This window comes from Brucella tritici, assembly GCF_008932285.1.
Taxonomy (GTDB): domain Bacteria; phylum Pseudomonadota; class Alphaproteobacteria; order Rhizobiales; family Rhizobiaceae; genus Brucella; species Brucella tritici.
Map to the genome: position 1 here is coordinate 262,491 of NZ_WBVY01000001.1, position 25,539 is coordinate 288,029.

Sequence of the window (25,539 nt, forward strand, 5' to 3'; positions counted from 1 at the left end):
CTATGGCAACATTTACTCAAGCAGCCAAATCGCTCCTGCTCAAGGAATTCGTCGGCGCGTTCTTTCTTTCCATGCGCCAGTTCTTCGCGCCCAAGGCGACGTTGAACTACCCGCATGAAAAGGGTCCGGTCTCTCCGCGCTTCCGTGGAGAGCACGCACTGCGCCGTTACCCGAACGGTGAAGAACGCTGCATCGCCTGCAAGCTTTGCGAAGCGATTTGCCCGGCGCAAGCCATCACCATCGAGGCCGGTCCGCGTCGCAATGACGGCACTCGCCGCACGGTGCGTTACGACATCGATATGGTGAAGTGCATCTATTGCGGTTTCTGCCAGGAAGCATGCCCGGTGGATGCCATCGTGGAAGGTCCGAATTTCGAGTTCGCGACCGAAACCCGCGAAGAACTCTACTACGACAAGGACAAGCTCCTTGCCAATGGCGACCGTTGGGAACGCGAAATCGCGCGCAATATCGCGATGGATGCGCCATATCGCTGATTGGTTTTGCTGAAACTTCGTTTCGGCATCCGGTTTGAAAAGCGGCAACAGGAAGGGGCGGCCCATCTTGTTGCTGGAATTTAAGTTTCGCGATTATTCGCGGCAAACAAAGACTAAAGCGAGCGAGGCAATAAGGCTTTGCTCACGGAAAGGTGTTGGGGGATCCCCATGCTGACAGGTATTGCGGCAGCGTTCTTCTATCTGTTCGCCTTCATCATGATCGCCAGCGCGTTCATGGTGATTGCGGCACGCAACCCCGTGCATTCGGTGCTGTTTCTGATCCTCACATTCTTCAATGCGGCAGCTCTGTTTCTGCTGACCGGGGCCGAGTTCCTCGCCATGATCCTGCTCGTCGTTTACGTCGGAGCAGTGGCGGTTCTCTTCCTCTTCGTCGTCATGATGCTGGATGTGGATTTCTCCGAGCTGAAGCGCGGCGCATTGCAATATGCACCGGTCGGCGCTCTCGTCGGCCTCATCTTGCTCGGCGAACTGATCTTCGTGTTCGCAAGCAACATGTTTGCGCCGAAGCTGGGGCAGGGCGCGGTGCCGATCCCGAATATCGCCGAGCGGACCAATACCGCTGCTCTGGGTGACATTCTCTACACCGACTTCGTCTTCTACTTCCAGGTTGCTGGTCTCGTCCTTCTGGTCGCGATGATCGGCGCCATCGTTCTGACGCTGCGGCACAAGCCGAATGTCAAGCGCCAGTCCATCCCGACCCAGGTAGCTCGCACGCCGGAAACGGCGATCGAGATCAAGAAGGTCGAAACGGGCAAAGGCATTTGAGGATAAGCATATGGAAATCGGTATCTCCCATTATCTCACCGTTTCGGCCATCCTGTTTACGCTTGGCGTCTTCGGCATCTTCCTGAACCGCAAGAACGTCATCGTTATCCTGATGTCGATCGAATTGATCCTTCTGTCGGTCAATCTCAATTTCGTGGCGTTCTCCAGCCAGCTCGGCGACATGGTCGGGCAGGTCTTCGCCCTTTTCGTTCTGACTGTTGCGGCTGCTGAAGCGGCCATCGGTCTGGCAATTCTCGTTGTTTTCTTCCGTAATCGCGGTTCCATCGCGGTGGAAGACGTCAATGTTATGAAAGGTTGACGGGCAAATGCTCTACTACGCGATCGTCTTCCTTCCGCTTCTCGGCTTCCTGATTGCCGGTCTCTTCGGCAATCAGATCGGAGCCAAGGCGAGCGAATACATCACTTCCGGTTTCATGGTCATCGTCGCGGTCCTGTCCTGGGTCGTGTTCTTCCAGATTCCGCTCGGCCACGACGCGGAAACCGTCCGCATCCCGGTTCTTCACTGGGTGACGTCGGGCACGCTTTCCTTCGACTGGGCATTGCGCATCGATACGCTCACCGGTGTCATGCTGGTGGTGGTGAACTCAGTGTCGGCTCTCGTGCACATCTATTCCATTGGATATATGCACCACGATCCGCACCGTCCGCGCTTCTTCGCCTATCTGTCGCTCTTCACCTTCGCCATGCTCATGCTGGTCACGTCGGACAATCTGGTCCAGATGTTCTTCGGCTGGGAAGGCGTGGGTCTGGCTTCCTACCTCCTGATCGGTTTCTGGTTCCAGAAGCCTTCGGCCAATGCCGCCGCCATGAAGGCGTTCGTTGTCAACCGCGTTGGTGACTTCGGCTTCCTGCTCGGCATCTTCGGTGTGTTCGCGCTGTTCCAGTCTGTCGACTACAACACGATCTTCGCTGCCGCAGCCAATTATCTGCCGGCTGAAGGCGCTGCCGATGCCAATCAGGTCGTTCTGAATTTCCTCGGCTATCAGCTCGACAAGCAGAGCGCGATCACGATCACCTGCCTGCTGCTCTTCATGGGCGCGATGGGCAAGTCGGCGCAGTTCCTGCTGCACACCTGGCTTCCGGACGCCATGGAAGGCCCAACCCCGGTTTCGGCGCTCATTCACGCCGCTACCATGGTTACCGCGGGCGTGTTCATGGTCGCCCGCATGTCGCCGATCTTTGAACTGTCGCAGACCGCACTTCTGGTCGTGACGATCATTGGCGCAACCACTGCCTTCTTTGCAGCAACGGTCGCTCTCGTGCAGAACGACATCAAGCGCGTGATCGCTTATTCGACCTGTTCGCAGCTCGGCTATATGTTCGCAGCCCTTGGTGTGGGTGCCTATGGCGCCGCCGTGTTCCATCTGTTCACGCATGCTTTCTTCAAGGCGCTTTTGTTCCTTTGCGCCGGCTCGGTTATCCATGCCGTTTCGGAAGAACAGGACATGCGTCGCATGGGCGGGCTGCGCAAGCTGATCCCGATCACCTACTGGATGATGGTCATCGGTACGGTTGCCATTACGGGCCTCGGTATTCCGGGCACGATCATTGGCACCGCCGGTTTCTTCTCCAAGGATGCGATCATCGAATCTGTCTTCGCTTCGCACAGTGCTGCCAGCGGCTACGCTTCGACGCTTCTCATTGTTGCAGCGCTCTTCACGAGCTTCTATTCATGGCGCCTGATTTTCATGACCTTCTACGGCAAGCCGCGCGCTTCCGCCGAAGTCATGCATCACGTCCATGAATCGCCGGCTGTCATGTTCGTTCCGCTGCTGATCCTCGGCGTCGGTGCACTCTTTGCCGGTGTCGTGTTCAAGGAACTCTTCTTCGGCCATGAATATGCCGAGTTCTGGAAGGGTGCACTGTTTACCGGTGCGCACAACGAGATCCTTGAGGAGCACCACCACGTTCCGCTTTGGATCCAGCTATCGCCGTTTATCGCGATGGTCCTCGGCTTTATCGTCGCCTGGATCTTCTACATCCGCTCGCCGGAAACGCCGAAGGCGCTGGCTGCCCGTCACCGTGGCCTCTACCAGTTCCTTCTCAACAAGTGGTACTTCGACGAACTATACGATTTCCTCTTCGTACGTCCGGCTCGCTGGCTTGGCCGCTTGTTCTGGAAGGGTGGCGACGGCTGGCTTATCGACGGCTTCGGCCCGGATGGCATCTCGGCTCGCGTGCTTGATGTCACCAACCGTGTCGTCAAGATGCAGTCCGGATACCTTTATCACTACGCATTCGCGATGCTGATCGGCGTCGCCGCGCTCGTCACTTGGATGATGCTCGGGAGCTCTTTCTGATGACCGACTGGCCAATTCTCTCAACGGTCACGTTTCTGCCGCTCGTCGGCGCGTTACTGATCCTTCTGATCAAGGACGACAGCGAGGCTTCGCGTCGCAATATCCGCAACGTCGCTTTGCTGACGACGATATTCGTCTTCATCCTGTCGCTCGTCGTCTGGGCTGGGTTCGATAATTCGAACTCTGGTTTCCAGATGGTCGAGCAGGTCGACTGGATGGGTGGCGGCATTAGCTATCATATGGGCGTGGACGGTATCTCCGTCCTGTTCGTGGTGCTTTCCGCTTTCCTCATGCCCTTCTGCATTCTCGCAAGCTGGGTGTCGGTGGAAAAGCGCGTCAAGGAATACATGATCGCGTTCCTCATTCTGGAAACGCTGATGATCGGCGTGTTCTGCGCGCTCGACCTGTTCCTGTTCTACGTATTCTTCGAAGCAAGCCTTATCCCGATGTTCATCATCATCGGCGTGTGGGGCGGCAAGCGTCGCGTCTATGCAAGCTTGAAGTTCTTCCTTTATACGCTTCTGGGCTCCGTGCTGATGCTCATCGCCATCATGGCCATGTACTGGCAGGCTGGTACGATGAATATCGTCGAGCTGCTGAAGTACGACTTCCCGGCGGGGATGCAGACATGGCTATGGCTCGCCTTCTTCGCGTCCTTCGCGGTCAAGATGCCGATGTGGCCGGTCCATACCTGGTTGCCGGACGCGCACGTTGAAGCACCGACGGCAGGATCGGTCATTCTGGCCGGTATCCTGCTGAAGCTCGGCGGCTACGGTTTCCTGCGCTTCTCGCTGCCTATGTTCCCGCTGGCTTCTGCCGACTTCGCGCCTTTCATCTTCGCGCTGTCGATCATCGCTATCATCTACACCTCGCTCGTCGCGATGGTGCAGGAAGACATGAAGAAGCTGATCGCCTATTCGTCGGTTGCGCACATGGCCTATGTGACCATGGGTATTTTCGCAGCCAATGAGCAGGGTATCCAGGGCGCAATCTTCCAGATGCTCTCGCATGGTATCGTGTCGGGCGCGCTCTTCCTCTGCGTCGGCGTGATCTATGACCGCATGCATACCCGTGAGATTGCAGCGTTTGGCGGTCTGGTGAACAACATGCCGAAATATGCGGTGGCCTTCCTCATCTTCACGATGGCGAATGTCGGCCTGCCGGGTACTTCGGGCTTCATCGGTGAATTCCTGACGCTGTTCGGTGTGTTCCGGGTCAATACCTGGGTGGCACTGTTCGCAACCACGGGCGTCATCCTCTCGGCCGCTTATGCGCTCTGGCTCTACCGTCAGGTAGTCTTCGGCGCATTGACCAAGGAAAGCCTGAAGGCGCTCCTCGACTTGAGCCCGCGTGAGAAGATCATTCTCTACCCGCTTGTGGCGCTCACCATCTTCTTCGGTGTGTATCCGACCCCGGTCTTCAATGTGACCGCCGGTGCCGTGAACGCCCTGGTCCAACATTACGACGCAGCACTCGCGGGCACCGCGAGCGCCGTGCTGGCACAGTAAGAAATAAAGGCGTAGGTCATGCAGACTGATCTGATAGCTCATCTGACCCTTGCAGCACCGGAGGTTCTCCTTGCTGTAGGCGCCTTGGCACTGCTCATGATTGGCGTGTTCTCCGGCGAACGGGCGACCACGCTCGTCAACGGATTATCCGTCGCGGTGCTTATTGCGGCGCTGGCACTGGTTGTCCTTTTCCCGACGAACGGCGCTGCATTCGGCGGTGCCATCGTCATTGACAGCTTCAGCCGCTTCATGAAGGTGCTGACGCTGATCGGCTCCATCGTGACGCTGATCATGTCGGTCGGCTTCGCCAAGGCGGAGAAGTTCGACAAGTTCGAGTTCCCGGTCCTGATCGTGATTTCCACGCTCGGCATGTTGCTGATGGTTTCAGCATCCAACATGCTGTCGCTCTATCTCGGTCTCGAACTGCAATCGCTGGCGCTCTACGTTCTGGCAGCATTCAACCGCGATAGCGTCCGTTCGACGGAAGCTGGTCTGAAATACTTCGTTCTCGGTTCGCTTTCCTCGGGCATGCTGCTTTACGGCATTTCACTCGTCTACGGTTACACCGGCCACATCGGCTTTACCGAAATTGCCCAGGCCGTCTCCGGCGGTCAGCGTGAACTCGGTCTGGTGTTCGGTCTCGTCTTCATTCTGGCCGGTCTGGCATTCAAGATTTCTGCCGTTCCGTTCCACATGTGGACGCCGGACGTCTATGAAGGCGCGCCGACCCCGGTAACGGCATTCTTTGCCGCCGCCCCGAAGATGGCTGCCATGGCGCTCATCATCCGCGTCGTCTCCGAAGCCTTTGCTCCGGTCACCCATGACTGGCAGCAGGTCGTGATTTTCATCGCGCTTGCTTCGATGGTCCTCGGTGCGTTTGCCGCCATCGGCCAGCGTAACATCAAGCGCCTGATGGCTTATTCCTCGATCAGCCATATGGGCTATGCGCTCGTTGGTCTGGCCGCCGGAACGGTGATCGGGGTGAAGGGCGTGATGATCTACATGGCAATCTACCTTGCCATGACGCTCGGCACCTTCGCGTTCATTCTCGCAATGCGCACCAAGGACGGCAATGTGGAGAGCATTGAGGATCTGGCCGGTCTGTCCCGCACCAATCCGGTGCTGGCAACGATCATGACCATCTTCCTGTTCTCGCTCGCTGGCATCCCGCCGCTCGCCGGTTTCTTCGGAAAGTGGTACACCTTCCTTGCTGCCGTTGAAGCAGGCCTCTATCCGCTTGCCATCATCGGTATCGTGGCTTCGGTCGTGGGTGCGTTCTATTACCTGCGCATGATCAAGATCATGTGGTTCGATGAGCCGACGGGTGGTTTCGTTCCGGTCGCAGGCGAGCTTCGTCTCGTTCTCGGCGTAACGGGTGCTTTCGTGCTCTTCTACGTCTTCCTTGCTGGTCCGATCGGCGGATTTGCCGAAGCCGCAGCCAAGACGTTTTTCTAAAGCATGTCTCCCAAAAGTGGGAACCGCCTTCGCGGGGAAATCAGTTCACTGGACTGATTTCTGGTCCCGCTACGATAGGATGAAGACATGCGTAGGAATATAATGAGAGAGCAAAAGGCGGAAGCATAAATGAGTTTTGCGCTTTCGCCTGTTGCGGCAAATGAGGGCTACCGTCTCGAAACTTTCGAGACGGTAGGTTCCACCAATGCGGTTGCTCTGGAACGGGCAGCCAGCGGTGATCCGGGCAAGCTCTGGCTTGTTACGAAGAAACAGGAAAGCGGTCGCGGAAGACGGGGCCGTGCCTGGTCTACGCCGGAAGGCAATCTTGCCTCCACGCTGCTTCTTGTTGAATCCTATGAAATGAAGACGGCGGCAACGCTTGGTTTTGTTGCCGGCTTGTCGCTTGCCGATGCACTTGATGCAGTATTCGCTGCGACGGGGCCTGCTGTGCCGCCGACAATCGGCCTGAAATGGCCGAATGACGTGCTGGTCAATGGCGCGAAACTCACCGGCATCCTGCTTGAATCGTCCATTCTGGCGAAGAATTTGTTCGCCGTTGCCATCGGTATCGGGACCAATGTGGTCGCCTTTCCCGATGATCTGCCTTATGCAGCAACGTCGTTGCAGGCTCTCGGCAGCAAATGCGATGCCGAGACTTTGTTTGCAGCCTTGTCGGATGCCTGGTCGGTCAACTATCGCGTCTGGAATGAAGGGCGCGGTCTCGACGATATTCGCAAGCGCTGGCTGCAGCGCGCGCATGGCCTTGGCCAGAATGTAACCATGCAGGTTGAAGGCCGTATCATCGAAGGTCGTTTTGAGACAATCGATGAGGCATGCCGTTTTGTTATTCGCGAGGACGAAGGTTCGCGAGTTGCGGTAACGGCTGGCGATGTCTATTTCGGAACTGCTGCTACAATACGCAAATAATTGTTTTGTTTTGTCTTGCTAGGGTTGCAACAGGACAACTTTAGGTCCAGTTGATGCCGCAAGGCGGGATTAATCACAGAGGAAATTTCATGGCCCGATCCAATACTACTGAACTCGTCTTTCTGCCACTTGGCGGCGTCGGCGAAATCGGCATGAATTTGGCCATGTATGGCTTCGGTCCTGCGGATAACCGTGAATGGCTTGTCGTGGATATGGGGGTGAGCTTTGCGGGGCCTGAACAGCCGGGCGCTGATCTCATCCTGCCGGATATCCGCTATCTCGAGGCTGAAAAGCACAATCTGCGCGGCATCGTTATCACCCATGCGCATGAAGACCATTTCGGTGCTTTGCTCGATCTGTGGCCGCGCCTGAAGGTTCCGGTTTATGCGACGCCATTCACCGCCGGTCTGCTTGAAGCCAAGCGGCAGTCGGAGGACGGCGCGCCCGAAATTCCAATCACGATCTACAAGGCAGGCGAGAAATTCGAAGTCGGGCCGTTCAAGGTCGAGGCTGTCGCGGTAACGCACTCTATTCCCGAGCCGGTTTCTCTGGCTATCACGACGCCGCTCGGCACGGTCGTGCACACGGGTGACTGGAAGATGGACCCGGAACCGTCGCTCGGACCGGTTATCGACGAGGCACGTTTCCGTGCCATCGGCGATGCGGGCGTTCTGGCGCTGATCTGCGATTCCACCAATGCGTTGCGCGAGGGTGAATCTCCTTCCGAACGCCAGGTGGGTGAAAGCCTGCGCGAGCTGATTGAAAATGCGCGTGGCCGCGTGGCCATCACCACTTTCTCTTCCAATGTCGGTCGTATCCGGTCGATTACAGAAGCAGCACGCGATGCAGGCCGTCAGGTGCTGGTGGTCGGTCGTTCGATGAAACGCGCCATCTCGGTTGCAACCGAACTTGGCTATATGGAAGGCTTGCCGGAATATCTCAGCGAAGAGGATTACGGCTACATTCCACGCGAAAACGTGGTGATGATCCTTACCGGAAGTCAGGGCGAACCGCGTGCGGCACTCGCCAAACTGGCGCGTGACGAAATGCGCAGCCTCGCGCTGACGGCGGGCGATACGGTCATCTACTCATCGCGCGCCATTCCGGGCAATGAAAAGTCCATTCTCGACATCAAGAACCGCCTGATCGATCGCGGCATCAAGATCATCGGTGATGAGGATGCACTGGTTCATGTCTCGGGCCATCCTCGGCGCAGCGAATTGCGTCGCATGTATTCCTGGGTTCGCCCGCAAATTCTTGTGCCGGTGCATGGTGAAGCCGCCCATCTCGTTGCTCAAGGCTCGCTTGGCGCGATGGAAGGCATCGAGCAGGTCGCGCAGGTGCGTGATGGCGATATGCTGCGTCTGGCACCCGGCAAGGCCGAGATTATCGATGAAGCGCCGGTTGGCCGCATCTACAAGGACGGCAAGCTGATCGGCGACGAGGAAGAAATCGGCATGGTCGAGCGCCGCAAGCTTGCCTATGTCGGTCATGTCGCCGTTTCGGTGCTGCTGGACCGTGAACACAAGATCATCGATGAGCCCGATCTCGTAACTTTCGGCGTGCCGGAAGAAAACGCGCAGGGCGACCTGTTGGAAGACATCCTGCTGGATGCGGCCATCGAGGCCATCGACAGCATTCCGCGCGTTCGCCGCAAGGATATCGAGATCGTTCGGGAATCCGTTCGCCGCGCAGTTCGCGCTGCGGCAAATGAGGCATGGGGCAAAAAGCCGGTAGTGACCGTATTCGTGAATAGGATACGGTAGTCATACGGATTGCAAAATGACCGGCATGGGAGGTGCTGATGCTCGAACGCTTGAACCACGTGGCGATTGCCGTTCCGGATATTGATGCCGCGGCAGCGCTTTATCGCGGCAAGCTCGGTGTGAATGTCACCGAGCCGCAGGCATTGCCCGAACATGGCGTAACCGTGGTTTTCATCGACGTCGGCAACACCAAGATCGAATTGCTGGAGCCATTGGGCGAGGGCTCTCCCATCGCGGCATTTCTGGAAAAGAACCCCTCCGGCGGGATGCATCATCTCTGCTACGAGGTTGCGGACATTATTGCCGCTCGCGATCGCCTCAAGGCGGAAGGTGCGCGTATCCTTGGGGATGGCGAGCCCAAGACCGGCGCCCATGGCAAGCCGGTTCTGTTCCTGCACCCCAAGGATTTCAACGGCACGCTGATCGAACTGGAAGAGGTGTAATCATGTCGCTGGTTTCAGGAATCGCGATCTATTTCATCATCTGGTGGACGACGCTGTTTGCTCTTTTGCCTGTCGGCTTGCGCACACAGGCTGAAGAAAATGAAGTGACTCTGGGCACAGTGGCCAGCGCTCCGGCCAAGCCGCGTATCGGTCGGGCATTTCTGCGGACAACCATCGTCGCAACGCTCATCTTCCTGCTCTATTATTATATGACGCAGATCAGCGGTTTCGGCCTCGACGATATTCCGCATTTCTTCCCGGATCTGACCTGAAATTTCAGGTTCAGTTCAATGTGAATTTTGAGGCTGCCTAAAAAATAGGCAGCCTTTCTTTTGTACAAAGAAAAGTGGACATGCCTATCATGGGTTGTGCCAGATATTGAGCCAGTTCGCGTAACGTATTGAATTTCCGACGCGGCACAACCCGGCGTCATTTGTGACAGTGATGCCTTTGCGTATGCAGTGTTCTTCATATAAATCGATTTATACTTAAACGAAATTTAATACTTGGATGCGCAGAGGGCACTGCGATAAATCCCACAAAATCAATGTGTTATTGCAGCCTATAAAATAGCGGAAATGCGGAAAGCACGAGGGTTCCGCAAGTGCAAAAAAAAAGCAAGGCTTTCGCCTTGCTAATCAAATACGCGTTCGATCCGTTTCCATTTGACTGGCGGCTGCGAAAGTCGCGCCTGGATCCATCCTCCCAAGACTTTGACCGCGTGAAACCAACGGTTTTATTCCGTTGTTGCTCTTATGATGAAAAAAATAGCGAACTGCACAGCTTTTGTCACGAAAAATCTTCTGTGGCGTCATATTTCTTTCGCAAATTTTCCTCAGTGAGAGTGATATATCTGTAATATATTGAAATTGAATGTGAATCTGGAGGCCGTATTTCGCACCTCTGGTTCTTTCGGCGGGCTATTATGGTTGTGGATGGGGAAATCCGCTGCCGTGAAAGCTTTTCCAGGCGGGTTTCCAACCGGTGTATAACCCGGTAAGAAACCGACGAATATGCTTAATTTTTGCCTGATTCTTGAAGCACTCAGGCAGTCCCTCTTGATTGGTGGTTACGATGCGTCTGTCGCGGTATTTTTTGCCTATTCTGAAGGAAAACCCCAAGGAGGCGGAAATCGTCTCCCACAGGCTGATGCTGCGTTCGGGCATGATCCGTCAACAGTCAGCCGGCATCTATGCCTGGCTGCCGCTCGGTCTCAAGGTTCTCAACAAAGTTTGCGATATCATTCGCGAAGAGCAGAACCGCGCGGGCGCCAATGAAATTCTGATGCCGACCATCCAGTCCGCCGATCTGTGGCGCGAAAGCGGTCGCTACGATGCCTATGGCAAGGAAATGCTGCGCATTCAGGACCGTCAGGAGCGCGATATGCTCTTCGGCCCGACCAATGAGGAAATGGTCACTGACATTTTCCGTTCCTATGTGCGCTCCTACAAGGACCTGCCGCTCAATCTCTATCACATCCAGTGGAAGTTCCGCGACGAAGTGCGCCCGCGTTTCGGCGTGATGCGTTCGCGTGAGTTCCTGATGAAGGACGCCTATTCGTTCGACCTCGACTATGAGGGCGCGAAAATGGCCTATTACCGAATGTTCGTGTCCTATCTGCGCACTTTTGCGCGGGTTGGCCTGCAGGCCATCCCGATGCGGGCCGATACGGGACCGATTGGCGGCGACCTCAGCCACGAATTCATCATTCTGGCCGAAACCGGCGAAAGCCAGGTTTTCTGCGACAAGGCCTATCTTGATCTCGCCGTGCCGGGCGCGGACACCGATTTCCGCAACGATGCGCAACTGACCGATATCGTCAATCGCTGGACGACGCCTTATGCGGCGACCGACGAAATGCATGACGAGGCCGACTGGGCCAAGGTGAAGCCGGAAGATCAGGTTTCGGCACGTGGCATCGAAGTCGGCCACATCTTCCATTTCGGCACGAAATATTCCGAACCGATGGGCGCGAAAGTGCAGGGCCCGGATGGCAAGGAACATCTGGTGTCGATGGGTTCCTACGGCATCGGTCCGTCGCGCCTCGTCGCGGCTGCCATCGAAGCCTTCCACGATGACGCAGGCATCATCTGGCCGAAAGCCATCGCGCCGTTCGGTGCCGGTATCGTCAACATGAAGCCGGGCGACGAAGGCTGCGACGCCGTAAGCGAGAAGATCTACGAAGCGCTGACCAATGCAGGCGTCGATCCTCTGCTCGATGACACGGATGACCGTCCGGGTGCAAAGTTTGCCACGATGGACCTGATCGGCCTGCCGACGCAGGTGATCGTTGGCCCGCGTGGCGTTGCCGCCGGTGAAGTCGAAATCAAGGATCGCAAGACCGGCGAACGCCAGAACCTGAGCGTTGAAGCTGCGATCAACCTGTTGACGGCAGAAGCATGAGCAACGCGGCGGCAGCAAAATCCGGGGATCAGGCAAAGGTAGCCCAAAAGGTACCGAAGTCCGGTCCATTCTCGGCTTTCGAACGGATGATCGCATGGCGATATCTGCGAGCGCGCCGCCGCGAGACTTTTATCTCGGTCATTGCCGGGTTTTCTTTCACCGGCATCATGCTGGGCGTGGCGACCCTCATCATCGTCATGGCGGTGATGAACGGCTTCCGTGCCGAGCTTCTTTCGCGAATTCTGGGCATTAACGGCCATCTCATCATGCAGCCGATTGATCGTCCGCTGGATGATTATGCCAGCCTTATCAAGCGGATCGACGGCATTTCCGGTATCAAGTTCGCCATTCCCGTGGTGGAAGGGCAGGCGCTTGTTCAGGGGAATATAGGCGCTGGAACGGGTGCATTGGTGCGCGGTCTTCGTGAAGAGGATCTCGACAAGCTCAAGCTCGTTTCCGGCAATATTCGTCAGGGTACATTGAAGGGATTCGATCAGGGCGGCGGCGTCGCCATCGGAACCCGCATGGCCGAAAATCTCGGCCTTTCCATCGGTGATACGCTGCGGGTAATTTCGCCGGATGGCGATGTGACCCCGTTTGGCGTCAATCCGCGTGTGAAAGCCTATCCGATTGTCGCGATCTTCGAGATCGGCATGTCGGAATATGACTCATCAATTGTCATGATGCCGCTTTCCGAGGCGCAGCTCTTCTTCAATCAGGAAGGCAAGGTGCAATCGCTGGAAATCTTTGTCGATAATCCCGACAAGGTGGATGCGATGCGCGCGCCTGTGGAAGAGGCAGCGGGACGCCAGCTCTCGCTTGTCGACTGGCGCCAGCGTAACCAGACTTTCTTCTCGGCGCTGGAAGTTGAGCGCAATGTCATGTTCATGATCCTGACGCTGATCGTGCTCGTTGCGGCGCTGAACATCATTTCCGGCCTCATCATGCTGGTGAAGGACAAGGGGCACGATATTGCGATCCTGCGAACCATGGGGGCCACCCGTGGCGCGGTGATGCGCATATTCCTGATGACGGGCGCCGCCATCGGCGTCACCGGCACGGTAGCCGGTGTCGTTCTGGGCGTTGTCGTTTGCCTCAATGTCGAGCGTCTGCGGGAGTTTTTCTCGTGGCTCTCGGGAACCACGCTCTTCAATCCGGAACTTTACTTCCTTAGCCAATTGCCTGCGAAGATGGACCCCGGTGAAACCATCTCCGTTATCGTCATGGCTCTGGTGCTTTCATTCATTGCCACCATTTTTCCGGCCTGGCGTGCTGCCAAGCTCGATCCGGTTGAAGCATTGAGGTACGAATAAATGGCGGCTGAAATCATTATGCGGCTGGAGCGTGTCGGCCGCGCCTATAAGGAAGCCGACCGCGAACTGGTCATTCTGAAAGATGCCGATTTCACGCTCCGCCGTGGCGAAATGGTTGCGCTTGTTGCGCCATCGGGCGCGGGCAAGTCGACATTGCTGCACACGGCGGGCCTGCTGGAACGCCCCGATAACGGCGAGGTTTTCCTTGACGGACGTGCCTGCAGCAAATTGTCCGATGACGAGCGCACGGCTGTGCGCCGCAACGATGTCGGTTTCGTCTATCAGTTCCACCATCTCCTGCCGGAATTTTCCGCGCTGGAGAATGTGATGATGCCGCAGATGATCCGCGGCCTGCCCAGGAAAGCCGCAGCAGAGCGTGCACAGCAGCTTCTTGAATATATGAAGATCGGCAAGCGCGCTTCGCATCGCCCATCTGAACTTTCCGGCGGCGAGCAACAGCGCGTCGCCATTGCCCGTGCCGTTGCCAACGCGCCACTTGTTCTTCTGGCGGACGAGCCGACCGGCAACCTCGATCCGACGACATCATCTTACGTCTTCGGCGCTCTGGAAGCGCTCGTGCGTCAGTCGGGGCTTGCGGCCCTGATCGCGACGCACAATCATGAACTTGCCCGCCGGATGGACCGGCGCGTCACGCTGAAGGATGGCAAGGTCGTCGATTTGTGAGGGGCTTCCTCATGCATTGTTCCATTTGAGGAGCGCATAGTTGCCAGCCGTTTGTATGGCTGGCAGCCCGTTTCCTTCCATTCTAAATTTTCCTTCCTGTTTCCAAGGCAGTTCCGGTCGAACGGGAACTGCGGAGGCCAACAACTGGCGAAAGGAAAATTTGAATGTCGCGTGAAGTCACCCTTTCTGTCTGCCAATATTGCGTCGAGGAAATCCGCGGGTTTGAGGATATGGCTGCGCGTGTGCACAGGTTTCTCGACCAGGCGGCAGGGGCAGACATTGTGGTCTTTCCTGAACTGTTCACCATCGAACTTTTCACGACTTTGCCGGAATGGCGACACCGCCCGATCTCCGATCTGGTGCTGATCGATCAATTCACTTCCGACTATAAGGCGCTGTTCGCGGAAGAAGCGAAACGACGCGGCTGTTTCATCGCGGCAGGGTCACATTTGGAAAGGGTTGCGGAAAGCCGCTACGAGAATATCGCATATCTCTTCGGGCCGGATGGCGAATGCTTCCCGCATAGCAAAACACATATTTTCCCCGCCGAAGCCGGATGGTCCACTGCAGAGGGGGACAGGATGGATGCGATTACGTTGCCCTTCGCCAAGGTTGGCTTCAATGTCTGCTATGAAAACGAAATTCCAGAATGCGCTGCGTCTCTGGCCGAACAGGGCGCAGAAATAATTCTGGCGCCGTCCGCGACATTTAACGAACAGGGGTTCTGGCGGGTGCGGCATTGCGCTCAGGCGCGCTGCGTCGAAAACCAGGTCTACCTCGTGCATAGCTGTCTCGGCGGTGAGCTGGGCGCGCCGCTCCCGAGCAACTTCGCAAGAAGCTCGATCCTTGGTCCGTGCGATCTTGCCTGGAAAAACGCGGCGGGTATTATTGCCGAAGCGCCGACAGGCATTGCAACGACGGTAACAGCGACAGTCGATATAGACCTGCTTTATGAAAACCGCCTCAGCGGTGCGGCGACAACCTTTCATGATCGGCGAAGGCAGGCTCATCTGTATAGAAACTGGCCTTCGCATGTTCGGCCATAGGTCGCAGCTATATTAGTTATTCGTAAACCCTAAATTGAATGCCGTGCTGGAATGGGTGTTGACTTTGGAACAAAAATAGAACAAAAAATAAACATACGTGAACACAGAGGAGTTTCCAACATGACCGATCTCGTCCACGACGTTCTGTCTTTCATTTCGGTAAGCCTGTTCATTGCAACTTTCGCCATCTGGGTGAGTGCGATCTGAAGGAGATAGTGCATGCCTCCCAAAAGTGGGAACCAGTTTTGGGGCAAAGACATGCGTGAAAAGATAGAGCATCTCCGATGATTCCGGAAAAACTGGAGATGCTCTGGCCGGTTCCTGTGAACCCGCTACAAGGTGGCGATAGTCTTACTGGACATCGCCATATCATTCCCCGAAACTGACGCTATCAGGCGACAGAGTCGCCAGCCGCGTTGAACCATGTGTGGTTCATCCTGCAAGCAATGTGCTATCAGGCGGCTACTGCATCAGCCCGAAGACCTGAATCGGTTTTCGGAAAGCGCGATGCGTGGATTTGGAGCGCCGGATGTATGTCCATCCGGGCGGCTCGGCAGATGATCGGGGTCGATGGAATGAGTGATGCAGCAGCAGGTAATGCAGCAAAAGACGGTGCTTTGACGCCACGTTTTGTGCATCTGCGGGTACACTCGGCCTATTCCTTGCTGGAAGGCGCATTGCCGCTCGGCAAGATCATCAAACAGGCGATTGCCGACGAGGCGCCGGCTATCGCGGTCACCGACACCAACAATCTGTTTGGTGCGCTCGAATTTGCGCAGAAGGCATCGAAAGATGGTCTGCAACCCATCATCGGTTGTCAGGTCGATATTGCCTTCGGCGATCACAATGATAATGGCCGCAGCGTCAATCGCCGGGTCGCGCTGGATCTTGCTCCAATCGTGCTGCTCGCGGCAACGGAAGAGGGCTATGCGAATATCGTGCGGCTCGTCAGCCGCGCCTTTATGGAGACGCCCGCGGGCGATCCAGTGCATGTCGAAGCAAGCTGGCTCCCGCCATTGTCGAAAGACGTCATTATTCTTTCCGGCGGCGCACTGGGACCAATCGGTCGTGCTTTTGCCGCCGACCGTCCTGACAGGGCGGAGACGCGACTTGCATTCCTGCGGGAAACCTTTGGTGACCGGCTTTATGTCGAGTTGCAGCGCCAGGCAGGTTATGACCGTGCGCTGGAAGCCAAGACGGTTGCGCTTGCCTATGAGATGGATCTGCCTCTGGTGGCCACCAATGAGGCTTTCTTTCTCAAGGCGGAAGATTTCGAAGCTCATGACGCGCTTCTTGCCATTGCGGAAGGCCAGATTCTATCAAATGATGACCGCCGCCGTCTGACGCCGGACCATCATCTGAAAAGCCGTGCGGAAATGGCGGCACTCTTTGCCGATCTGCCGGAAGCGCTCGACAACACGGTCGAAATTGCGGAGCGCTGCAGTTGGTACACGCAGACCCGTGCGCCGATCCTGCCACGGTTTACCGGCGAATCCGATGATCCGGAAGCCGCCGTTCAGGAAGAAGCTGATGAGCTTGCCCGGCAGGCGCGCGAAGGCCTGAAGATGCGCCTGGAGACTATCGGTCTCGCAGAAGGCTACACGACAGAACAATATGCCGAACGCCTCGAATATGAGATCGGCATTATCACCCGCATGAAATTCCCGGGTTACTTCCTGATCGTTGCCGACTTTATCAAATGGGCCAAAGCCCATGGCATTCCGGTCGGGCCGGGCCGTGGCTCGGGTGCCGGTTCGCTCGTCGCCTATGCGCTGACGATTACCGACGTCGATCCTTTGCGATTCTCACTGCTTTTCGAACGCTTCCTCAACCCGGATCGCGTTTCGATGCCCGACTTTGATATCGATTTCTGTCAGGACCGCCGTGAAGAGGTGATCCGCTATGTGCAGGGAAAGTACGGACGCGATCAGGTAGCCCAGATCATCACGTTCGGAACCCTGCAGGCGCGCGCCGTATTGCGCGATGTCGGTCGCGTTCTGGAAATGCCTTACGGGCAGGTTGATCGTCTCTGCAAGCTGGTGCCGCAGAATCCGGCCAATCCGGTATCACTGGCACAGGCCATCGAAACCGAGCCGAAGATCAATGAGGAGCGTGAGAAGGAGCCGGTGGTCGGACGGCTGCTCGATATGGCGCTCAAGCTCGAAGGGCTTTACCGCCACGCCTCGACCCATGCCGCCGGTATCGTGATCGGTGACCGTCCGCTGTCGGAACTGGTCCCCATGTATCGCGATCCGCGTTCCGACATGCCGGTTACGCAGTTCAACATGAAATGGGTCGAGCAGGCGGGACTGGTCAAGTTCGACTTTCTTGGTCTCAAGACGCTGACCGTTCTTGAAACGGCGGTCAAACTTGTGGCGCGCAAGGGCATTGAAATTGATCTGTCCCATGTGCCGCTCGATGATGAACTGACCTATGAAATGCTGTCGCGCGGCGAAACGGTCGGCGTGTTCCAGGTGGAAAGTGCCGGTATGCGCAAGGCGCTGCTCGGCATGCGCCCCGACCGGATTGAAGATATTATTGCGCTTGTCGCGCTTTATCGTCCCGGTCCGATGGAGAATATTCCGACCTATAATGCGCGCAAGAATGGTGAGGAGGAGATTGCCTCCATCCACCCGAAGATCGATCACCTGATCAAGGAAACGCAGGGCGTTATCGTCTATCAGGAACAGGTGATGCAGATCGCACAGGTGCTTTCCGGCTATTCGCTCGGAGAAGCTGACCTTTTGCGCCGTGCCATGGGCAAGAAGATCCGCGAGGAAATGGACAAGCAGCGTGTCCGCTTCGTGGATGGCGCGATTGAGGGCGGCGTCGACAAGGCTCAGGCCAACATGATCTTCGACCTGCTGGCGAAGTTCGCTGACTACGGCTTCAACAAGTCGCACGCTGCCGCTTATGCCATCGTGTCCTATCAGACAGCCTATATGAAGGCGCATTATCCGGTTGAGTTCATCGCCGCGTCGATGACCTACGATATGTCGAACACCGACAAGCTCAACGATTTCCGCCGCGAGGCGAACCGTCTGGGCATTGAGGTCGTGCCGCCTTCGGTGATGACTTCCTTCCGTCCGTTTGAAGTCGGCGAAAAGCAGATTTTCTATTCGCTTGCCGCCATCAAGGGCGTTGGCGAGGCAGCAGTCGATCATATTGTCGATGTGCGTGCCGAGAAGCCTTTTGAAAGCCTTGAGGATTTTTGCGAGCGGGTCGATCCGCGCATCGTCAACCGGCGCGTGCTGGAAAGTCTCATCAATGCCGGGGCGATGGATTGTTTCGGTCGTGAGCGCCCAGCCATGAGTGCAGGCATGGACCGCATCATGGGCTTTGCCCAGCGCACGCAGGAAAATGCCGCAAGCGGCCAATCCGATATTTTCGGACTGTCAGGCGCGCCGAAGGAAACGCTTATCCTGCCGCAGGCCGCTCCCTGGCTGCCATCGGAAATGCTGCACCGCGAGTTTCAGGCGGTCGGCTTCTATCTGTCGGCCCATCCTCTTGATGAATATCGTGATGTGCTGAACCGCATGCGTGTTCAAAGCTGGGCGGATTTTTCCGCAGCCGTGAAACGTGGCGCCAATGCCGGTCGTCTGGCGGGCACCGTGACTGCCCGTCAGGAACGCAAGACACGCACCGGCAACAAGATGGGTATCGTGCAATTGTCCGATGCCAGCGGCCAGTTCGAAGCGGTGCTGTTTTCCGAAGGGCTTGCGCAATATCGCGATCTTCTGGAGAGCGGCAAGTCGGTGGTAATCACCGTTCAGGCGGAAAATCGCCCCGAAGGTATCGGCTTGCGCATCCAGACGGTGCAGTCGTTGGAAGACGAAGCCTGCCGTATGCAGAAGGCGTTGCGGCTTTATCTGCGCTCTGCTGATGCGGTTCGTCATATCGCTCCGCATTTCAACACGCGCGGCGATGGGCAGGTGAGCCTCATCGTCATCAAGGATAACGGTCAGCGTGAAGTCGAGATCGAGCTGCCGCATCGCTATCGCGTCAGTCCGCAGATCGCCAGCGCCATGAAAGCCATTCAGGGCGTCGTGGATGTGGAACTGGTGTGAGTGAGAGCACCGCTCTAATTAAGGCAAAGCGGGGACTGGCCTGTTTTGCGGTCTTTTTGTGCGAAAAGCCGGTGGTGATGTGCGTATTTCACCACCGGTTTTGCGGCGAACGCCTGTCAAAAACATGGCGTTTTTGTGATTGGCATCAATAGGCGGCCGTGAAACGCTTGCGAATATGCTGGCCTTTTTCTGCCTCATCCAGAATTGCGACTGCCAGATCAGCAACCGAAATCTTGCTTTCACCCTTGTCGTCGAAAACCGGTTCGTCGCCGCCAAGACGATATTTTCCGGTGCGGTCGCCCGGCTGAAGAATGATCGCTGGCGACACGAATGACCATTCCAGCTCATTCTCGCCACGCAGGTCTTCGAGCGCCTGACGGGCACCGAGCGCGCCTTCCTTCCATTCGGCGGGGAATTCAGGCGAGTCGACCAACTGGTTGCCATTGACCGAAAGGCTGCCTGCGCCGCCAACTGCTATGAGGCGCTTGATCCCTGCCTTTTTGGTCGCTTCGGTGATGGAACGACTGCCGTTGATGTGGTTTTCGCGGATATTCTTGTCGCTCCAACCTGGATTATAGGCTGAAATCACGATGTCATGTCCTGCAAGCTGCTTTGCAAGCGCGTCGGTATCGAACACATCGACCTTTACTGCCGTCACATTGGGCAGTTTTTCAACTTTCTCCGGATGGCGAACAAGCGCTGTAACCAGGTCGCCGCGTGCAGCGGCTTCCTTGAGGATTGCAGCGCCGACAAAACCTGTTGCGCCGATCAGTGCGATCTTGGTCATGGCATTCTCCTTTTCGACCTTCTCGTATCAAACGAAATAAGGTATGTTTCATAATCAGGTTATTTCTGATAACCACATATGTAATGCCATCATGCTTGTGAAGAACGCACTTTTACATGAGCAGGATACATGGAAGTAACCGCCATAAAGGCAAGTGTTCAGGGCGGTTCCCGTTAATGTGGAACCATCGTATCGTTCTATCTCTTCGTTTTTAAATGCTATTTGACGAGAACTACTTCGCACTTTTGCCGGAATTGCTCTGGCTTGTAACGATGGAGAAGAACGCCGGTCTGCAACTGGCTGTCCTGGAGAAACAAGATGACCATACCGACACGCCCAGATGGCAAGACGCCTTTGCTTTCGTCGACGCCTGCTTTCGAAACCGATGCGGACGGTGGCTGTCCGATCCGCGAAGTGCTGGACCGGGTGGGCGACACATGGAGCATTCTTGTTATTTTCAATCTTCAGGAAGGCTCAATGCGTTTCAATGCTTTACGCAGAACCATTGAAGGTATTTCTCAACGCATGCTGACCGTTACACTGCGGTCGCTGGAACGGGATGGCCTCGTGTCCCGGCATGTTCGCCCGACATCTCCGCCCGAGGTGGAATATTCGCTGACGGAACTTGGACATTCTCTCGCTGTGCCTATCGACGTGCTGGGGCAATGGGCCGTCAGGAATCGCGATTTGCTTCGCGATGCGCGATCACGTTTTGATGGAGGCGTCGAATAGAAAGGAACCGGCCTCACTCCATTTGCGTTTGACTTTCAAACAGGAGAAAGTCTGATGCCCGCAAAATCCCAGGCCCAACAGAAGGCCGCCGGTGCTGCACTTGCTGCCAAGCGCGGTGAAATCAAGAAAAGCGAACTCTTCGGTGCGTCGAAGGAAATGTTTGAATCGATGACCGAGAAGGAACTGGAAGAGTTTGCCGAAACCAAGCGCAAAGGCTTGCCGGAACACGTAGACGACAAGAAAAAGCACTGAACAGAATTGGCGAGCGCCAGCGGGCACTCGCCGCAAAGGTCAGGTTGTTTACTTGCCCGCTTTGTTCGGAGCCAGTTCAATTGCCTTCAGCTTGCCATCGGTGATGCCGCAGCGCAGCATGATGCTGTCCCATTTTGTGGACGCACCCTTGTTGCGCGCTTCGCCGGGAACCGAGATGACAGCGGAAACCTTGCGTGGGTCACTGGTGCTGAATTTCGAAGATTTATCATTGGTTTCAGCCGCGGAAATGTCATCCTTGGTGAAGCCGAGACGGTCATATTTCTTGCTTTTCTTGACGTAATCATAGGCACTGGCAATGTAGTCGGCGATTTGCGGAGCTGCCTGCTGATCCTTCACGAGCGTCTGGTAATTGCCCGTAAAATCCTTCGTCCTTTTCGGAACGGCATCGGCATGGGCCGCAGCGGAAAAGCCAAGTGCGAAAATTGCGGAAACAATAAATTTGGTCGATTTCATGCCCCATGTCCTTCTGGAAACCCGTCATTCACCAGCGAGTGACGGGATTGAATCGATAATGAAATAGAGATTACTGCTGCGATTCTGATTTTTTTATGAATTTCCAACGCTTACGACGATATCCTACTGGCAGATACGTGCAAGACAGGATTTGCCGTGACACCCCTGATCGAGGTGCATGTTGGTGCGATGGGCAGCATCGCCGTCCGGACCGATGACAGTCATGAAAAGCTTGCAGCTTGCGCTATGTACTGCGCGCCAGAAAGCCTTCTCCTTGTCGGAGCCGTTCCATCCGCTTTCCAGTTCCGTCTTGCTGCCGTCCGAAAATTTGAACGACATGATGTCGAGCGCATTGGCAAAAGCATGTTCGGAAACCCGTCCTGTGGAAGCGCCGTTGACCTTCCGGCACTGGTAATCCGAGCCGGTGCCGATTTCCGAGATTTTCAAATCCGGACCGTAAACATCCTTGGCGGCTTTGGTTACCTCGCTGCTCCATTCAGCCAGCGTGACGGCCATGGCGCAATTTGTAGTGACGGCATTGGCGAATTTCAAAGGATTGTCCTTGCCAATGGCGGATAGCGACAATGGAGAGTGGGTGCCGCATTGCTCGCCATCGTCGATCGGAGGTAACAGCTTGCCCTCAACATCGCCGGAGATCAGTGCCGGGCAGGATACCTGATAGACACGCTCGTCCTTTTCCGGCTTTGTCTGCTGTTCAGGGCCAGGTTTCGATTCTTGCGGTTTCTCATCCGTCGGCTTTGGGTTATCAGCCGGTTTTGGCGGCTCTGCCTGTGTCGGAGTGGAAGGAGCAGGCTTGGCCAGCGGTTGTTTTTCGGGCTCTGCTTCCGGCTTTTCTGTTGGAACGGGTGGAGTTTCCGGTTGCGGAGCCTTGTTTGCGGTATCTTCCGGGCGCGGAGCAGGCGTGGGAACGGGGATTATGAGGCCGGGAATGGGTTTGCTATCGGCTTTTGCCGGGGCACTTTCCCGCTGTTTGGTTGTCTGCTGTTTCGGAGCCGATTTCTTCTGGCTGCGCTTTGCCGCTGGGCGCTTGCGATGTTGTTTTGCCTTTTGGGCATCCTGCTTCAGGATGCGTTCGATGAAAGTTTGCGCCTGTGCCTCATCGGAACCGATGCCGGAAAAACACGGCGTCGCGACAAGGCTGAGCGCAATCAGAGTGGTGAATGCACCCTTGCCGGGCAGGAAAAAAGACAAAGCCATTGATGCCTCATGAATAGCGGTTCCGTCATGCCTAATGTTGAAACAGGCGGTGGCGTTCCTTCACGCTTGATGGCAGGCCGTAGCAAATGGTAGGGAACAGGCGTTGCAGACCGGTTTTTCAGGCTTTTTCGGCTGCTTGAGCTTGACAAGATAACGGCTGCATGACTAAAAGCCGCCCATCGCTGGCGCGTTTCGTGCCGGCGTTTCATTTGACGTGTCCCGTGGATGAAGATTGCGCTCGCGCGCTTCATCCTGTCAGTCCTCTAAAACGGAGGGCAGAGGAGGGCGCGTTTCCTCCAGCGCCTCCGGGCGCTATAACCTTTTGAAGGAAATGCGATGAGCAAGCGCGAATCCGCTAAGTACAAAATTGATCGCCGTCTTGGCGAAAACATCTGGGGTCGTCCGAAGTCCCCTGTAAACCGTCGTGAATATGGCCCGGGCCAGCACGGCCAGCGCCGCAAGGGCAAGCTGTCGGATTTCGGTGTACAGCTCCGCGCAAAGCAGAAGCTCAAGGGCTTCTACGGCGACATCTCCGAAAAGCAGTTCCGCAAGACCTACGAAGAAGCCGCTCGCCGCAAGGGCGACACCGGTGAAAACCTGATCGGTCTGCTGGAATCGCGTCTGGATGCAGTTGTGTACCGCGCCAAGTTCGTTCCGACGATCTTCGCTGCCCGCCAGTTCATCAACCACGGCCACGTGAATGTGAACGGTCGCCGCGTCAACGTTCAGTCCTACCGCCTGAAGGTTGGTGACGTTGTTGAAGTTCGCGAAAAGTCGAAGCAGCTGGTTATCGTTCTCGAAGCTGTTCAGCTCGCAGAACGTGATGTTCCGGATTACATCGAAGTCGACCACAACAAGCTGGTTGCGACGTACTCCCGCGTTCCGACCCTGACGGACGTGCCTTACGCCGTTCAGATGGAACCGAACCTCGTCGTCGAATTCTATTCGCGTTAATTCCAGGCGCGCTCTGGCGCGCTGGATATATGCCGAAATCGAAAAGCCGCGCTGTGCATGCAGCGCGGCTTTTTCTTTTCCAGCAAAAGTGCGAAGCGGTTTTGCGTCTTTCGCAAACAAATGTTGTTTCGCGGTTTTCCCCGCCGCCAGTTTTCGCTATTAAGCCTTCAACATCTTCAATCGTTTTTTCGGGAAGCATTATGAACGCTTTCGATCCAGATATCGCAGAAGACGCAGGCAGCGACGGCTGCCACCCGCTTTTTCGCGATGTGCCGACCACGGTCGAGTTCAACAAGCTGCGCAAACGTCTTTTGCGCCTGACGCGGCAGGCTATCGAGGATTTCTCGATGGTGAAGCCTGGCGAGCGCTGGATGGTTTGCCTTTCAGGCGGCAAGGATTCCTATGGCCTGCTCGCGCTGCTGCTCGATCTCAAATGGCGCGGCCTGCTGCCGGTCGAGTTGCTGGCGGTCAATCTGGATCAGGGACAGCCGAACTTTCCCAAGCACATTCTGCCGGACTTCCTGAACCGGTATGAAATCGAGCATCGCATCGAATATCAGGATACCTATTCGATCGTCACCGACAAGCTGCCTGAGACCAGCACCTATTGCTCGCTCTGCTCGCGATTGCGCCGTGGGAACCTCTACCGCATTGCGCGTGAAGAGGGCTGTTCGGCGATCGTTCTTGGCCATCACCGGGAAGATATTCTCGAGACCTTCTTCATGAACCTGTTCCACGGCGGGCGTCTGGCTGCGATGCCGCCGAAGCTGTTGAACGACGAAGGAGACCTGATGGTGTTCCGCCCGCTGGCTTATGCCGCGGAGGACGATCTGGAGAAATTTGCGGCCGCGATGCAGTTTCCGATCATTCCATGCGATCTGTGCGGCAGTCAGGAAGGGCTCCAGCGCAATGCGATGAAAGCCATGCTGACCGACATCGAAAAGCGTATGCCGGGGCGCAAGGACACGATGATCCGCGCCATGACGAATGTTCGTCCGAGCCATCTGCTGGATCGCAAACTGTTCGATTTTGCAGGACTGATGACAAATGGCGAGGGAGAGGGTGACCATGCGGTTTGATGAAGGACAGATGGACTGGCTGGCCGATTTGCTGGCAGATGCGGCGCGTCAGGAAATCATGCCCCGTTTTCGCAGGCTGGATGTCGGCGATATCCGGCAGAAGACGTCACCCGCCGATCTGGTAACGGAAGCGGATGTGAATGCTGAACGGTTCATCACAGCCAAGCTTAAAGAACGCTTTGCCGATGCGGTGATCGTCGGTGAGGAAGCCTGCTCGGACAATCCAGCATTGCTGACCGGCCTTGATGATGCGGAGCTTGCCTTCACCATCGATCCGGTCGATGGCACTTTCAATTTTGCATCCGGCGTTCCGCTCTTTGGTGTCATGCTTGCGGTCGTGTCGAAAGGCAAAACCGTTGCCGGTATCATTCACGACCCCGTCGGCAATGACTGGATCATGGCTTCAAAAGGCGGCGGAAGCTACATCCGCCACGCCAATGGAGATATGAACAAGGTCAACGTTGCCGAACCGGCCTCAATTGACCAGATGACCGGTGCGATTTCGTGGCAATATACGGCTGAGCCGGTGCGGTCGCGTCTGGCGCGCAATCATACGAAGTTTCTGTCGCAGATCGGCTATCGCTGTGCAGCGCACGAATATCGCATCCTCGCCACCGGCGGCGCACATTTTGTGGTCTACAACAAGCTGATGCCGTGGGACCATCTGCCGGGCGCACTGATCCATCAGGAAGCTGGCGGTTATCTCGCCCGATGGGATGGAAGCGATTATCTGCCGTCTCACACTGGCGGGGGCATTTTGGCCGCACCGAGCAGGGATAGCTGGCAGGCCATTCAGACGGCGCTCTGGGAAGAATAACGCCGTTAGAGTA

Annotated in this window: 23 protein-coding genes; 20 read left to right on the forward strand and 3 right to left on the reverse strand. The window is 56.3% G+C overall.

Annotated features, from left to right (window positions below):
* Positions 1–2: 2 nt before the first annotated feature.
* The 15 genes from nuoI (at position 3) to dnaE (ending at position 19,213) form a co-directional block, all read left to right on the forward strand.
* Positions 3–494: an NADH-quinone oxidoreductase subunit NuoI gene (gene nuoI / locus F9K94_RS01355; protein WP_151643205.1), complete on the forward strand. Its 492-nt coding sequence runs from the start codon at positions 3–5 to the stop codon at positions 492–494.
* Positions 495–662: 168 nt separating this feature from the next.
* Positions 663–1,280: an NADH-quinone oxidoreductase subunit J gene (locus tag F9K94_RS01360; protein WP_061345450.1), complete on the forward strand. Its 618-nt coding sequence runs from the start codon at positions 663–665 to the stop codon at positions 1,278–1,280.
* A gap of 10 nt (positions 1,281–1,290) precedes the next feature.
* Entirely contained in the window at positions 1,291–1,599 is a 309-nt protein-coding gene (nuoK, locus tag F9K94_RS01365) for an NADH-quinone oxidoreductase subunit NuoK (RefSeq protein WP_061345449.1), read from the forward strand.
* A gap of 7 nt (positions 1,600–1,606) precedes the next feature.
* Positions 1,607–3,601 carry an NADH-quinone oxidoreductase subunit L gene (gene nuoL, locus F9K94_RS01370; RefSeq protein WP_151643207.1) on the forward strand — a complete coding sequence of 665 codons (1,995 nt, stop codon included), beginning with the start codon at positions 1,607–1,609 and terminating at the stop codon, positions 3,599–3,601.
* A complete protein-coding gene (locus F9K94_RS01375) occupies positions 3,601–5,109 on the forward strand; it encodes an NADH-quinone oxidoreductase subunit M (RefSeq protein ID WP_151643209.1) in 1,509 nt (502 codons plus the stop codon). Before nuoL ends, F9K94_RS01375 begins: the two co-directional genes overlap by 1 nt.
* Before the next feature lie 18 nt (positions 5,110–5,127).
* Positions 5,128–6,564, forward strand: coding sequence for an NADH-quinone oxidoreductase subunit NuoN (nuoN, locus tag F9K94_RS01380; protein WP_151643212.1), 1,437 nt, complete (start codon positions 5,128–5,130; stop codon positions 6,562–6,564).
* A 129-nt stretch (positions 6,565–6,693) separates the two neighbouring features.
* Entirely contained in the window at positions 6,694–7,491 is a 798-nt protein-coding gene (locus F9K94_RS01385) for a biotin--[acetyl-CoA-carboxylase] ligase (protein WP_010661184.1), read from the forward strand.
* 89 nt (positions 7,492–7,580) lie between these two features.
* Positions 7,581–9,257, forward strand: coding sequence for a ribonuclease J (locus F9K94_RS01390; RefSeq protein ID WP_151554670.1), 1,677 nt, complete (start codon positions 7,581–7,583; stop codon positions 9,255–9,257).
* A gap of 38 nt (positions 9,258–9,295) precedes the next feature.
* Positions 9,296–9,700 carry a methylmalonyl-CoA epimerase gene (gene mce / locus F9K94_RS01395; RefSeq protein ID WP_151643214.1) on the forward strand — a complete coding sequence of 135 codons (405 nt, stop codon included), beginning with the start codon at positions 9,296–9,298 and terminating at the stop codon, positions 9,698–9,700.
* Positions 9,701–9,702: 2 nt separating this feature from the next.
* Complete coding sequence (locus F9K94_RS01400; RefSeq protein WP_061345442.1) at positions 9,703–9,972, forward strand: DUF1467 family protein; 270 nt, start codon at positions 9,703–9,705, stop codon at positions 9,970–9,972.
* A gap of 802 nt (positions 9,973–10,774) precedes the next feature.
* The gene (gene proS / locus F9K94_RS01410) at positions 10,775–12,103 is read left to right on the forward strand and encodes a proline--tRNA ligase (RefSeq protein WP_061345441.1); all 1,329 of its coding nucleotides are present in this window, start codon (positions 10,775–10,777) and stop codon (positions 12,101–12,103) included.
* On the forward strand, positions 12,100–13,416 hold the full coding sequence (locus tag F9K94_RS01415; RefSeq protein WP_151643216.1) for a lipoprotein-releasing ABC transporter permease subunit: 1,317 nt from the start codon (positions 12,100–12,102) through the stop codon (positions 13,414–13,416). Before proS ends, F9K94_RS01415 begins: the two co-directional genes overlap by 4 nt.
* Positions 13,417–14,100 (forward strand): ABC transporter ATP-binding protein, encoded by a 684-nt coding sequence (locus tag F9K94_RS01420; protein ID WP_061345439.1) that lies wholly within the window; start codon positions 13,417–13,419, stop codon positions 14,098–14,100.
* Between the two features lie 164 nt (positions 14,101–14,264).
* Complete coding sequence (locus F9K94_RS01425) at positions 14,265–15,146, forward strand: carbon-nitrogen hydrolase family protein (protein WP_151643218.1); 882 nt, start codon at positions 14,265–14,267, stop codon at positions 15,144–15,146.
* A 575-nt stretch (positions 15,147–15,721) separates the two neighbouring features.
* Positions 15,722–19,213: a DNA polymerase III subunit alpha gene (dnaE, locus tag F9K94_RS01430; protein ID WP_151643220.1), complete on the forward strand. Its 3,492-nt coding sequence runs from the start codon at positions 15,722–15,724 to the stop codon at positions 19,211–19,213.
* A gap of 145 nt (positions 19,214–19,358) precedes the next feature.
* Here dnaE and F9K94_RS01435 read toward each other — a convergent pair whose 3' ends face one another.
* Complete coding sequence (locus tag F9K94_RS01435) at positions 19,359–20,000, reverse strand: NAD(P)-dependent oxidoreductase (RefSeq protein WP_151643222.1); 642 nt, start codon at positions 19,998–20,000, stop codon at positions 19,359–19,361.
* A 318-nt stretch (positions 20,001–20,318) separates the two neighbouring features.
* Between F9K94_RS01435 and F9K94_RS01440 the strand changes: the two genes are divergently transcribed.
* Together F9K94_RS01440 and F9K94_RS01445 are read left to right on the forward strand one after the other, a co-directional pair.
* Complete coding sequence (locus tag F9K94_RS01440; protein ID WP_061345436.1) at positions 20,319–20,732, forward strand: winged helix-turn-helix transcriptional regulator; 414 nt, start codon at positions 20,319–20,321, stop codon at positions 20,730–20,732.
* 54 nt (positions 20,733–20,786) lie between these two features.
* Positions 20,787–20,984 (forward strand): DUF3008 family protein, encoded by a 198-nt coding sequence (locus F9K94_RS01445; protein WP_139975688.1) that lies wholly within the window; start codon positions 20,787–20,789, stop codon positions 20,982–20,984.
* Between the two features lie 48 nt (positions 20,985–21,032).
* On the opposite strand, the gene bspC is transcribed toward F9K94_RS01445, so the two are convergent.
* A complete protein-coding gene (gene bspC / locus F9K94_RS01450; protein WP_151643224.1) occupies positions 21,033–21,458 on the reverse strand; it encodes a type IV secretion system effector BspC in 426 nt (141 codons plus the stop codon).
* Positions 21,459–21,581: 123 nt separating this feature from the next.
* Entirely contained in the window at positions 21,582–22,676 is a 1,095-nt protein-coding gene (locus tag F9K94_RS01455) for an extensin-like domain-containing protein (protein WP_151643226.1), read from the reverse strand.
* A 336-nt stretch (positions 22,677–23,012) separates the two neighbouring features.
* Here F9K94_RS01455 and rpsD point away from each other — a divergent pair, with 336 nt between their 5' ends.
* From rpsD to F9K94_RS01470, 3 genes are all read left to right on the forward strand, one after another.
* The gene (gene rpsD / locus F9K94_RS01460; protein WP_061345432.1) at positions 23,013–23,630 is read left to right on the forward strand and encodes a 30S ribosomal protein S4; all 618 of its coding nucleotides are present in this window, start codon (positions 23,013–23,015) and stop codon (positions 23,628–23,630) included.
* A gap of 200 nt (positions 23,631–23,830) precedes the next feature.
* Positions 23,831–24,709, forward strand: coding sequence for a tRNA 2-thiocytidine(32) synthetase TtcA (ttcA, locus tag F9K94_RS01465; protein WP_151643228.1), 879 nt, complete (start codon positions 23,831–23,833; stop codon positions 24,707–24,709).
* On the forward strand, positions 24,699–25,526 hold the full coding sequence (locus F9K94_RS01470; RefSeq protein WP_151643230.1) for an inositol monophosphatase family protein: 828 nt from the start codon (positions 24,699–24,701) through the stop codon (positions 25,524–25,526). The genes ttcA and F9K94_RS01470 overlap by 11 nt, the downstream gene beginning before the upstream one ends.
* The last annotated feature ends 13 nt before the right edge of the window (positions 25,527–25,539 follow it).